This is a genomic window from Paracoccus sp. SMMA_5_TC (assembly GCF_009696685.2).
Classification (GTDB): domain Bacteria; phylum Pseudomonadota; class Alphaproteobacteria; order Rhodobacterales; family Rhodobacteraceae; genus Paracoccus.
In genome coordinates this window covers 273,236-285,096 of sequence record NZ_CP102355.1, presented here as the reverse complement: position 1 = coordinate 285,096, position 11,861 = coordinate 273,236, and the positions used below count along the sequence as shown (strand labels likewise).

Below are 11,861 nucleotides of genomic sequence, written 5' to 3'. Positions count from 1 at the left end.
ACGCAGGGACGAATCGGCCTGGATCAGCGATAGTGGCCGACCGGGGTGCCGGCGATCGCACTCATGTTCAGCAGGCCCCGGGTGGTGATCGATGGGGTAACGATATGCGCACGGTTGCCCATGCCCATCAGGATGGGACCGACCTCAAGCCCGTTCGCCTTCAGCTTCAGCGCGTTGCGCACGCCCGATGCTGAATCGGTTCCCGAGAAGATCAGCGTGTTCGCCGCACCTTCGATGCGCGAATTGGGCAGCAGCCGTTCGCGGATGCTGGGGTCCAGTGCGGAATCGACATGCATTTCGCCATCAAAGATGAAGTCCACCTTGCGTTCTTCCAGAATGCGCATGGCCGCGCGCATCTTGCGCCCCGTTTCCGTTTCCAGGTTGCCGAACTGGGAATGGCTGCACAGCGCCACCTTGGGCACCAGGCCAAAGCGCCGGACATGGCGCGCGGCGCCGATGGCAGCCTCGGCCACCTGTTCCGGCGTCGGAGAGTGGTGCACCTGGGTGTCGGCGATGAAGAGCGGCCCATCCTCGAGAATCATCAGCGACAGTGCCCCGTGCGGGCGCAGACCGTCGCGCGCCAGGATCTGCGTGACATAGTTCAGGTGCCAGCTGAACTGGCCGAAGGTGCCGCAGATCAGGCTGTCGGCTTCCTCGCGATGCACCATGACCGCCCCGATCGCGGTGGTGTTGGTGCGCATGATGGCGCGGGCGATGTCGGGGGACACACCCTCGCGGGCCATCAGCTCGTGATAGGTGCCCCAATAGTCGCGATAGCGCGGGTCGTTTTCGGGGTTCACGATCTCGAAGTCGCGGCCCGGGCGGATCGGCAGGCCGGCACGTTCGGCCCGCATCTCGATCACCTCGGGACGGCCGATCAGGATCGGGGTGTCGGTCGTTTCCTCCAGCATGGCGTTGGCGGCGCGCAGCACGCGCTCGTCCTCGCCCTCGGCAAAGACGATGCGGCGCTTGGCGGTGGCGGCCGCCTCGAACACCGGGCGCATGATCATCGCCGTGCGGAAAACCGAGCCGTCCAGCTTGCGCTTGTAGGCGTCGATGTCCTCGAGCGGGCGGGTGGCGACGCCGGTTTCCATCGCCGCGCGGGCCACGGCGGTCGACACCACGCCGATCAGCCGCGGGTCGAAGGGTTTCGGGATCAGATAGTCGGCGCCGAAGGTCAGCGTCTCGCCGCGATAGGCCATCGCGGCCTCGGCCGAGGTGGTCGCCCGCGCCAGCGCCGCGATGCCTTCGATGCAGGCCAGCTGCATTTCGTCGTTGATCCTGGTCGCGCCGACATCCAGTGCGCCGCGGAAGATGAAGGGAAAGCACAGGACGTTGTTGACCTGGTTGGGGTAATCCGACCGGCCGGTGGCGATGATCGCGTCGGGGGCGACGGCGCGGGCATCCTCGGGCAGGATTTCGGGCGTCGGGTTGGCAAGGGCGAAGATGATCGGCCGCGGCGCCATCTTCTGCACCATCTCGGGCTTCAGCACGCCCGGACCGGACAGGCCCAGGAACAGGTCGGCGCCCTCGATCACCTCGGCCAGGGTGCGCAAGTCCGATTTCTGCGCATATTCGGCCTTTTGCGGCGTCATTTCCTCGGTCCGGCCTTCATAAACCAGGCCGGCGATGTCGCACAGCCAGACGTTTTCGCGCCGCACGCCCAGCTTCAGCAGCATGTTCAGGCAGGCGATGCCGGCCGCGCCGCCGCCGGTCGAGACCACCTTGATGTCCCCGAACTTCTTGCCGGCGATGTGCAGCGCATTGGTCGCCGCGGCGCCGACGACAATGGCGGTGCCGTGCTGGTCATCGTGAAAGACCGGAATGTTCATCCGCTCGCGGCAGATCTTTTCGACGATGAAGCAGTCGGGCGCCTTGATATCTTCAAGGTTGATGGCGCCAAAGCTGGGTTCCAGCGCGCAGACGATATCGGCCAGCTTTTCAGGGTTCGATTCGTTCACCTCGATGTCGAAACAGTCGATATTGGCGAATTTCTTGAACAGGACGGCCTTGCCCTCCATCACCGGCTTGGACGCCAGCGCGCCGATATTGCCCAGGCCCAGCACCGCGGTGCCGTTCGAGACCACCGCCACCAGGTTGCCGCGGGCGGTATAGCGCGCGGCGGTGTCCGGGTCGGCCTTGATTTCCAGGCAGGCTTCGGCCACGCCCGGGGAATAGGCACGGCTGAGGTCGCGGCCATTGGCAAGTGGCTTGGTCGCGCGCACCTCCAGCTTACCGGGGCGCGGGAATTCATGATAATCCAGTGCTGCCTGCCTGGCGTTGTCCTGCCTGCGTTCTTCCATGGCCGGAACCTCTCCTCTCGATATGGTTCAGCGTTAAACTATTTTTTCGGACCCGAACAGGGGGGCGGGGGCGAAATGGCGAACTTGCGCCGGTCTTGCATCAGCGGCCCCGGCCGCGCAAACTGCGAAGGCAGATCGTCGCGGTGGACGGGGCTTGGCAATGGCATTGATGGATGCGGCGCGCGAGGTGCGCGAAAGGGCCTATGCGCCCTATTCGGGATTCAAGGTCGGCGCGGCGGTGCGCGGCGTTTCGGGGCGCATATATGCCGGCTGCAACGTCGAGAACGTGGCCTATCCCGAGGGCACATGTGCCGAAGCCGGGGCCATCGCCGCGATGGTCGCCGCCGGCGAGACCGAAATCGCCGAGGTGGCGGTGATCGCCGATTCCCAGGGGCCCGTGCCGCCCTGCGGCGGCTGCCGGCAGAAGCTGGCGGAATTTGCCCGCGCGGAAACGCCGGTGCTGCTGGGCACGCTGCGCGGCGACGCCTTGGCGACGACGGTCGGCGATCTGCTGCCGGGGCGTTTCGACATCAGCCACATGTCGGGCCGCGAATGACCGCAACCGATCCGCGCCCGGTGATCGCCGCGCTGCGCGACGGACGGGGACTCGACGCGTCGGGCGCGCGGCTGATTGCCCAAGGGCTGGCCCGGGGCTGGGTCAGCGATGCCCAGGCGGGCGCCTTTGCCATGGCGGTGCTGCTGCGCGGGCTGACGGCGCAGGCGCGCGTCGATCTGACGCTGGCCATGCGCGACACCGGCCGGGTGCTCGACTGGGATTTGCCCGGGCCGGTGGTGGACAAGCATTCGACCGGCGGCATCGGCGATACGGTCAGCCTGGTGCTGGCGCCGCTCGTCGCGGCTTGCGGGGGCCATGTGCCCATGATCTCGGGCCGCGGCCTTGGCCATACCGGCGGCACGCTGGACAAGCTCGAGGCGATTCCGGGCCTGCGCGTTGACCTGGCGGGGGAGGAGTTTCGGCGCGTGGTGGCGAAGGCGGGTTGTGCCATTGTTGCCGCCGGGCCGGATCTGGCGCCGGCGGATGCGCGGCTTTACGCGCTGCGCGACGAAAGCGCGACGGTCGGTTCGGTCGATCTGATCACCGCCTCGATCCTGTCCAAAAAGCTGGCGGCGGGGCTGGATGGTCTGGTGCTGGATGTCAAGCAGGGCTCGGGCGCCTTTCTGCGCAGCGCCGAGGCCGCGCAGGCGCTGGCGCGGGCGCTGGTGCAGACCGCCTGCGCGGCCGGTTGCCCGACGCGGGCGCTGATCACCGACATGGACCAGCCGCTGGCGCGCGCCGCCGGCAATGCGCTGGAGCTGCGCGAGGCGATCGCGGTGCTGCGGGGCGATCGCGCCTCGGGGGGGCTGCGCGAGCTGTCGCTGCGTCTGGCGCAGGCCTGTCTGGATCTGGTGGGTCTGGACGGCGCCCGGTCGGCGCTGGAATCGGGCGCGGCGGCCGAACGCTTTGCCCGCATGGTGGCGGCCCAGGGCGGCCCCTCTGACCTGATCGAGCGGCCGGACCGTTACCTGCCGCCCGCCCCGGTCATTCGCCCGGTTCCGGCGAGGGGTCGGGTCGCCGCCATCGACGCCGAGGCGCTGGGCCATGCGGTGGTGGCGCTGGGTGGCGGCCGGTTGCACGCCGGCGACCGTATCGACCCACGGGTGGGGCTTGCGCAGTTGCTGCGGATCGGCGAAGAGGCGGGCCCCGACCGGCCGCTGGCCATGGTCCATGCCGCCAGCGAGGCCGCGGCCCAGGCCGCCATCGCCACCGTCCAGGCGGCCTATCTGCTGGGGGACGGGCCCGCCCCCGGCCCGCTGGTCAAGACCGAGGTATCTGGTGACTGACAGACGCGCCTTTCTGATCGTGATGGATTCCGCCGGCATCGGCGGGGCGCCCGACGCGGCCGAATATTTCAACGACGGCCGCCCCGATACCGGCGCCAACACCCTGGCCCATATCGCGCAATTGCGCGGGCTGGCCATGCCGCATCTGGACGCGCTGGGGCTGGGGGCGGCCATTCGCCTGGCCTCGGGGGCCGAGGCGCCGGGGCTGGGCGCGGTGCCGCAGGGCCTGTGGGGCGCGGCGACCGAACAATCGCGCGGCAAGGACACGCCCTCGGGGCATTGGGAACTGGCCGGGGTTCCGGTGCCCTTCGACTGGCACTATTTCCCCGACAGCCGCCCGGCCTTTCCGGCCGAACTGTCGGCCCGCATCGCCCGGGCGGCGGGAACCGAGGGTATACTGGGCAACGAACATGCCTCGGGCACGGAAATCATCGCCCGGTTGGGGGCCGAGCATCTGCGCAGCGGCTGGCCGATCTGCTACACTTCCGTCGACAGTGTCATCCAGATTGCCGCCCATGAACAGGCGTTCGGACTGGATCGGTTGTTGCGGCTGTGCCAGGACGTGGCGGCGATGGTGCATCCGATGCGGGTGGGGCGGGTGATCGCCCGGCCGTTCCTGGGGCAGGAGGGCGGCTTTTACCGCACCGCCAATCGCCGCGACTATGCAATCGCGCCCCCGGCGCCGACGCTGCTGGACGTGGCGCAGGACGCTGGACGCCAGACCCATGCCATCGGCAAGATCGGCGACATCTTTTCCCACCGCGGCATCGGCGCGCTGCACAAGGGCCAGTCCGATGCCGACCTGGCCGGTCATCTGCTGCGCCTGGGCGACGAGGCCGCGCCCGGCAGCCTGGTGTTCGCCAATTTCGTCGAATTCGACACGCTTTATGGCCATCGCCGCGATGTGCAGGGCTATGGGCGGGCGCTGGAATGGTTCGACGGGGTGGCGGGGGCGCTGATCGCGCGACTGCGACCGGGCGATCTGGCGATCTTCACCGCCGATCACGGCAACGACCCCAGCTGGCACGGCACCGACCACACGCGCGAGCGGGTGCCGGTGCTGGGCTGGGGTTACGGCGCGCGCGCGGTGGGGCAGGTGGGCTTTGCCGATGTCGCCGCCTCGATCGCGGCGCATCTTGACCTGCCGCCTGTCGGACCGGGAAGGAGCTTTCTGTGAGCGCGATGAAAAAGATCGAACTGCACCTGCATATCGAAGGCGCGGCGCCGCCCGGCTTCATCCGCGCGCTGGCGGCGGAAAAGCATCTTGACCTGGGACGCATCTTCGATGCCCAAGGCAATTATGCTTACCGCGATTTCCCCGAGTTCCTGCGTATCTACGAGGCGGCGACCTCGGTGCTGACCAGTCCGCAGGACTATGCCCGCCTGCTGGCCGAAGTTCTGGAACAATGCGCCAGCCATGGCGCCATCCATGTCGAACTGTTCGTGTCGCCGGAATTTTGTGGCGGCGCCGACCTGTTTGCCTGGCGCGATTATCTGGCGGCCATGCAAGAGGTGGCCGACAAGGCCGCGGGCCAGGGCATTTCCAGCCGCGCCATCCTGACCGCGATCCGGCATTTCGGTCCCGAACGCGCGCGGAAAACCGCGATCTGCGCCGCCGAGACCATGGGCGACTGGGTGACCGGGCTGGGCATCGGCGGCGCCGAGGATGCGGGCGATCTGGCCGATTTCGCCTGGTCCTTCGATTGCGCGCGCGAGGCGGGGCTGGGGCTGACTGCCCATGCCGGCGAATGGCGCGGGCCGGATTCGATCCGCGACGCGCTGGCGCTGGGGGTCACGCGCATCGGCCACGGCATCCGGGCCATCGAGGATCCGGCGCTGGTCAGCGAGCTGGCGCAGCGGGGGATAACGCTCGAGGTCTGCCCCGGCTCGAACGTGGCGCTGGGCGTGGTGTCGGGCTGGGCGGCCCACCCCATCGCCAGTCTGGCCGATGCCGGGGTTCGCGTCACCGTCTCGACCGACGACCCGCCGTTTTTCCGCACCAACCTGTCGCAGGAATATCAGATGCTGGCCGAAACCTTCGGCTGGGCCGAGGCCGAGTTCCGGCAGATGAACCTGTGGGCCGTCGATGCGGCCTTCTGCGACGAAACCACCAAGGACCGTCTGCGAAAGGAACTGCAATGAACCCGCATCTGACCGTCGTCGATCATCCGCTTGTCCAGCACAAGCTGACGCTGATGCGCGACAAGACCACGTCGACCGCCAGCTTTCGTCGGTTGCTGCGCGAAATAAGCCTGCTTCTGGCCTATGAGGTCACTCGCGAACTGGAAATGACCACGGTCACCATCGACACGCCGCTGACCAGCATGCAGGCGCCGCTGCTCGAGGGCAAGAAGCTGGCGCTGATCTCGATCCTGCGGGCCGGCAATGGGCTGCTTGACGGGATTCTGGAACTGATCCCGGCGGCGCGGGTGGGCTTTGTCGGGCTGTATCGCGACCCCGAGACCCTGCAGCCGGTGCAGTATTACTGCAAGGTTCCCAAACAGCTGGACGCGCGCATGACCATTGTTGTCGATCCGATGCTGGCGACGGGCAATTCCTCGGTCGCGGCCATCGACCTGCTCAAGCAGGAAGGCGCGCGCAACTTGCGCTTTCTCTGCCTGCTGGCGTCGCCCGAAGGGGTGGCGCGCATGCGCGAGGCCCATCCCGATGTGCCGATCGTCACCGCCTCGCTTGACGAAAGGCTGGACGAACACGGCTATATCGTGCCGGGGCTTGGCGACGCGGGCGACCGGATGTTCGGCACAAAATAGGCCGTATTAACCGCTGGTTCAGCAATCTGGCCTATCACCGGATCAGAGATGATTCGAAGGTGGGCGATGCGGCGGTGGTTGTGGGTTCTGACGATGGGGCTGATGGCCTGGCCGGTATTGGCGCAGGATCTGCGTCCGGCCGAGCCGCCGCCCGAATTCGTGGCGCAGCAATATATCGACAGCCGGGGTTGTGTGTTTCGCCAAACCCCTACGGGTGATTGGTCGGCCGTGACCGGTGCCGACGGGCAACCGACATGCGGCTATCCGCCCACGCTTTCCATCCGCGGGGCGGGGGGCGGGCCGCGCTTGCCGGCCCTTGACCCGGATGCGGGAAAGTCCCGGGCCCAACTGATCGAACAGGCGCTGACGGAAAAGGTGATCGGAAACCTTCAGCCGGGCGAACTGGCCAGCGATCCCCGGCCGCTGCAACCCTTGCCCGACCTGGGGCCCGAGCCGCATTCGGCTGCGCCGCTGGATGCCCTGCGCGCCGCCGTCCAGGCCGCGCCGCGGCTGCGGCAGGGCATGGCGGGCGATTTGCAGCCCAATCAGCGATTGTGCCGGCTTCTGGGCTATGACGGGCAAGGCGGCCGGTCGGGCGATGATCCCAGCAGGGGTTACTGCGATTCCCTGCCAAAGGCCGATCTGGCGCGGCTGAGTTTTGCCCGGCCGGCGCCGCTGGCGGCCAAGCCTGCCGCGGGCGATGCCGAGGCTGGGATGCTCGCCCCCAGAACGGCGAAAGGATCAGGGACGGGCGTCTCTGCCGCACCCGTGAAGGCGGCACGGCGTGCCCCGGTTCCGTCAACGGCAGGCGCATCTGTATCGCTGCCAGCCAGGTCACGGACCGACACAAGCACGCCTGCGCGGCAGACAGCGGGCGGTGCGGCAGGCGCAAAGGGGGTGAATCTGTCGGAAGGCGTAATTCCGGCAGGCGCGCGATATGTCCAGATCACCGGCTTGCGCGACGCGGCAGCGGCCGAACGCGCGGCCGCGCGGCTCATCGGCATGGGGTTCCCTGTGGTGCGCGGCAAGGGCACGGTGGTCAAGGACAAGGCGCCCTTGCTGATGGCCGGTCCCTTTGCCAGCCGCGAGGCGATCGTCCGCGCCCTGCACGACATCCGCAAGGCCGGCTATGGTGGAGCGGTCCCCCGCTAGGGCAACTACTGATCGCAGATTTCCTGCAAGGCCACCCATTCACGCGGACTCAGCACCGGGCGGGGTTCGGCCGTGCGGAAAGGGTCGGCTTCGATCAGGCCCAGAACCGCCTCTCCGGTCGGGTCGAGCGAGCGGGCGTAAGGTTCGCTGGAAATCCCGGCACGGGCAAAATAGCCCAGCAAGGCCTCGTCCTCGGGACGTGGGGCTGGGACGGAAAGCAGCTTCTCGCCATAACCGGCCAGCGACTTTGCGGGCAGGTTGCCGGTTGTCAGCAGCTGAAAGGTCGCACGCGCACCCGCATGGCGCAGCGCGGCCAGCAGCGGATCGTTCTGCACCGCGCTGGCCTGTGCCGCCAGGATGTGCCCTGCGGCGACCTCGGGCGTCAGCTGACCGGCGATCAGATCCTGGCCGATTACCGTGACCGGCCCGGGCAGACGTATGGCGCCCCGCAGCGTGCTTGGCAGAACCGCGATCTGCGCCTCTGGTCCCATCAATCGTTCGGCCAGCTTCTGGCGGACCATGTCGCCTGCGGGGCGCGAGCAGGCGTTGCCGGTTGTCTTGGCGATTTCCGCCAGAACCATGCGCCCGATTTCGGCCCGTTGCGCCGGCGGTGCGATCGATGCGGCATGGCGCACCAGAGCCGGCGGCACCCAGAACAGGGCGACCAGCCCCATCAGAACAGCCGCGCCCAGCATCAAGCCGCCGCGCAGCCGGCCGGGATGCGGCTTGCTGGCCTCGATCGCGCGATGAACCCTTGAAATGGCCGAGATCATCAGATCGTCATCGATCTCGAGCTCTTCGCCGGCGTCGTCGCTGCCCGGAGCGTAACGCGCCGGGCGCTGGCCGGGGTTCAGGCGTGTCACGGCCGGCAGCGACCAATGCGCCAGCGGGATTTCCGATCGTGGATCGGTCAGGATCAGTGTCGCATCGCCAAAGGACACGATCACCTCGCGCAGCTTGGCACGCGGCGTTTCGCGCCAGAGACCGGCGGCCTCAAGTCTTTGGTATTGGTTCAGCGCCGTCATGCCGCGCCAGCGCCCTCCGCTGCCCGTCTGTCCTGACCATATGCTAAGAGCAAATCGGGTCAACCGTCTCTGGCATCAAGATAAATCCGCATTCTTGCGCAGGTTGACGGGGCGCGATCAGGCCCCGCCCGGCACACTCATGCCCCGCTCACGCGCCAGTTCGCGAATCCGGTTCTGCAGCTTTTCAAAGGCGCGCACCTCGATCTGGCGAATGCGTTCGCGCGACACATCATAACGGGCAGACAGGTCTTCGAGCGTCATCGGGTCGTCGCGCAGCCGCCGCTCCATCAGGATATCGCGTTCGCGTTCGTTCAGGACCGCCATTGCCGCCACCAGCATTTCGCGCCGTGCCGCCAGTTCGTCAGCCTCGGCAAAGGCTTCGGCCTGGTTTGCATCCTCGTCCTCCAGCCAGTCCTGCCATTGCGCGGCCGATTCGCCGTCGCCCGCCCCGACCGTTGCGTTCAGCGAGGCATCGCCACCCGACAGCCGGCGGTTCATCTCGATCACTTCCTGTTCCGAGACGTTCAGATCATGGGCGATCTGGGTGACGTTCTCGGGCCGCAGATCCCCCTCTTCAAGCGCGCCCAGCTTGGATTTGGCCTTACGCAGGTTGAAGAACAGCTTTTTCTGCGCCGAAGTTGTGCCCATCTTGACCAACGACCACGACCGCAGGATGTATTCCTGGATCGAGGCGCGGATCCACCACATCGCATAGGTGGCCAGGCGAAAACCCTTGTCCGGGTCAAAGCGCTTCACCGCCTGCATCAGACCGACATTGGCTTCGGAAATCACCTCGGCCTGCGGCAGGCCATATCCGCGATAGCCCATGGCGATCTTGGCGGCCAGCCGCAGGTGACTGGTGACCAGCTTTTGCGCCGCCTCGGGATCCTGATGATCGGACCAGCGCTTGGCCAGCATGTATTCTTCCTCGGGTTCCAGCAGCGGGAACTTGCGGATTTCCTGCAAATAACGGTTCAGGCCCTGTTCGGGGCTGGGTGCCGGAAGGTTCTGATATTGCGCCATGCGAAAATTCCCTGTTCCGCGCCAAGGCGGATAATTGTGAACGCTATCATCGCGATGCGGGTTCCGTCACTGCGGATTGCCGCGCAGTTCGGCCAGCAGCGCCGCCATGTCGGGGGGCAGCGGGCTGGAAAAGGCCATCCAGTCCCCGCTGACCGGGTGTCGGAACCCCAGCTCGGCCGCGTGCAGCGCCTGGCGGGGAAAGGCGTCCACGGCCCGGGCCGCGGCAGGCCCCAGTGCCCGCGCCGAGGCGCGCCTGTTTCCACCATAGACCGGATCGCCGACCAGACCCAAACCCACATGCGCCATATGCACGCGGATTTGATGTGTGCGGCCGGTTTCCAGTTGGCACTCCATCAGCATCGCTGACGGCGGCTGGCCAAAAGCTTCCAGCAGCCGCGCCCGTGTCACCGCATGGCGGCCCTGGCGAAAGCTGACCGCCTGGCGCTGGCGATCGCCCGGGTGGCGGCCCAGCAGCGTGGTGATGCGCAGGACGCCGCCGGCCTCGAAGGCCACGCCGGGCAGGCCCCGCAGCCGGGCGTCGGCGGCGTCGATGCAGCCATGGGCGATCGCCAGATAGCGGCGATGGGCGGAATGATCGGCGAATTGCTGCGCCAGGCCCTGATGCGCGCGGTCGGTCTTGGCCACCACCAGCAGGCCCGAGGTGTCCTTGTCGATGCGATGCACGATGCCCGGCCGCGCGGCGCCGCCGATGCCCGACAGGCTGTCGGCGCAATGGGCCAGCAGCGCATTGACCAGGGTGCCGGAACTGGCCCCTGGCGCGGGATGCACCACCATTCCGGCGGGCTTGTCCACCACGATCAGATCGGCGTCCTCATGCATGATGTTCAGCGCGATCGCCTCGGGGCGGGCCTCGAGCGGTTCGGGTGCGCCGATGCGCAGCAGATAGTCGCCCGGCTCGGCCCGGGCCTTGCCGTCGCTGACAGGGCCGCGCGGCCCGATGACTGCCCCCTGCGCGATCAGCTTGCCCAGGCGCGAACGCGACAGCGCCGCCGCCTCTGGCGCATGTTGGGCAAGCGCCTTATCAATCCGGTCGGCAAGACCTTCGGGAATGGTGATGAGGATATCGGCCATGGCGGGTGATGATAGGCGGGATCAGACGCCAGAGGAAGCGCTGCCGATGCTGCGCTGGCTGCGCATCCTGGTGACATCGCTGGCGGTGGTGATGGGTCTGGGCATGATGGTGGTCGCAGCCCTGCTGTGGTTGCGGCTGTCGCAACCACCATTGCCGGAACTGCCGCCGCAGGTCGAATTGCCGCAAGGCGCCCGCCCGGCCGCGATAACCTTCGCCCGTGACTGGCTGGTGGTTGTGACCGAGACGGGCGAGGTGCTGCTTTACGACCGCCAGGGGCGATTGCAGCAGCGGCGTCAGCCCTGAACCTTGGCTTCGAGCGCGTCCAGCCGGGCGCGCAACTCGGCGTTTTCGGTGCGGGCCTTGATCGCCATTTCGCGCACCGCCTCGAATTCCTCGCGGGTGACGAAATCACGCTCGGCCAGCCAGCGGTCGATCCAGCTGTTGAAGGCGGTCTGGGCCTCGTCCTTGGCGCCCTGGGCCACGCCCATGGCATTGGTCATCAATTTCGAGAGATCGTCGAAGAAACGGTTGTTGGCGGTCATGGCGGGCCTTTCGGTTCAGCGTTACCCCCTATATGGGCTCGGCGCGTCGGCTGTGCAATCGGTTGACAGCCGCTGCCCCCCGCGTAGCCTGCCCCGAACCCGAGGAGCCC

The 11,861-nt window shown here is 67.5% G+C and carries 12 protein-coding genes; 7 read left to right on the top strand and 5 right to left on the bottom strand.

The genetic code is table 11. The features are described from left to right. Positions 1–23: 23 nt before the first annotated feature. Entirely contained in the window at positions 24–2,303 is a 2,280-nt protein-coding gene (locus GB880_RS01445; RefSeq protein ID WP_154490964.1) for an NADP-dependent malic enzyme, read from the bottom strand. Positions 2,304–2,463: 160 nt separating this feature from the next. On the opposite strand from GB880_RS01445, the gene GB880_RS01440 reads away from it, so the two are divergent. The 6 genes from GB880_RS01440 (at position 2,464) to GB880_RS01415 (ending at position 8,068) form a co-directional block, all read left to right on the top strand. Beyond that, on the top strand, positions 2,464–2,859 hold the full coding sequence (locus tag GB880_RS01440) for a cytidine deaminase (RefSeq protein WP_154490967.1): 396 nt from the start codon (positions 2,464–2,466) through the stop codon (positions 2,857–2,859). Then, the gene (locus GB880_RS01435; RefSeq protein ID WP_263467237.1) at positions 2,856–4,145 is read left to right on the top strand and encodes a thymidine phosphorylase; all 1,290 of its coding nucleotides are present in this window, start codon (positions 2,856–2,858) and stop codon (positions 4,143–4,145) included. Before GB880_RS01440 ends, GB880_RS01435 begins: the two co-directional genes overlap by 4 nt. A gap of 22 nt (positions 4,146–4,167) precedes the next feature. Continuing rightward, on the top strand, positions 4,168–5,322 hold the full coding sequence (locus GB880_RS01430; RefSeq protein ID WP_229774420.1) for a phosphopentomutase: 1,155 nt from the start codon (positions 4,168–4,170) through the stop codon (positions 5,320–5,322). A 5-nt stretch (positions 5,323–5,327) separates the two neighbouring features. Continuing rightward, complete coding sequence (locus GB880_RS01425) at positions 5,328–6,287, top strand: adenosine deaminase (RefSeq protein WP_154493917.1); 960 nt, start codon at positions 5,328–5,330, stop codon at positions 6,285–6,287. Then, the gene (upp, locus tag GB880_RS01420; RefSeq protein ID WP_154493914.1) at positions 6,284–6,916 is read left to right on the top strand and encodes a uracil phosphoribosyltransferase; all 633 of its coding nucleotides are present in this window, start codon (positions 6,284–6,286) and stop codon (positions 6,914–6,916) included. The genes GB880_RS01425 and upp overlap by 4 nt, the downstream gene beginning before the upstream one ends. Positions 6,917–6,982: 66 nt before the next feature. Next, positions 6,983–8,068, top strand: a complete 1,086-nt coding sequence (locus tag GB880_RS01415; protein WP_154493913.1) for an SPOR domain-containing protein — start codon at positions 6,983–6,985, stop codon at positions 8,066–8,068. A gap of 5 nt (positions 8,069–8,073) precedes the next feature. On the opposite strand, the gene GB880_RS01410 is transcribed toward GB880_RS01415, so the two are convergent. The 3 genes from GB880_RS01410 to GB880_RS01400 all read right to left on the bottom strand — a co-directional run bounded on the left by GB880_RS01410 (position 8,074) and on the right by GB880_RS01400 (position 11,208). Next, a complete protein-coding gene (locus GB880_RS01410; RefSeq protein ID WP_154493912.1) occupies positions 8,074–9,093 on the bottom strand; it encodes a hypothetical protein in 1,020 nt (339 codons plus the stop codon). Positions 9,094–9,210: 117 nt separating this feature from the next. Next, positions 9,211–10,116 carry an RNA polymerase sigma factor RpoH gene (rpoH, locus tag GB880_RS01405; RefSeq protein WP_154493911.1) on the bottom strand — a complete coding sequence of 302 codons (906 nt, stop codon included), beginning with the start codon at positions 10,114–10,116 and terminating at the stop codon, positions 9,211–9,213. Between the two features lie 66 nt (positions 10,117–10,182). Then, positions 10,183–11,208, bottom strand: coding sequence for an RluA family pseudouridine synthase (locus GB880_RS01400; protein WP_154550652.1), 1,026 nt, complete (start codon positions 11,206–11,208; stop codon positions 10,183–10,185). Between GB880_RS01400 and GB880_RS01395 the strand changes: the two genes are divergently transcribed. Continuing rightward, positions 11,207–11,512, top strand: coding sequence for a DUF6476 family protein (locus GB880_RS01395; protein ID WP_229774419.1), 306 nt, complete (start codon positions 11,207–11,209; stop codon positions 11,510–11,512). The genes GB880_RS01400 and GB880_RS01395 overlap by 2 nt on opposite strands. On the opposite strand, the gene GB880_RS01390 is transcribed toward GB880_RS01395, so the two are convergent. Continuing rightward, on the bottom strand, positions 11,503–11,751 hold the full coding sequence (locus tag GB880_RS01390) for an accessory factor UbiK family protein (protein ID WP_154493909.1): 249 nt from the start codon (positions 11,749–11,751) through the stop codon (positions 11,503–11,505). The genes GB880_RS01395 and GB880_RS01390 overlap by 10 nt on opposite strands. Positions 11,752–11,861 lie beyond the last annotated feature (110 nt).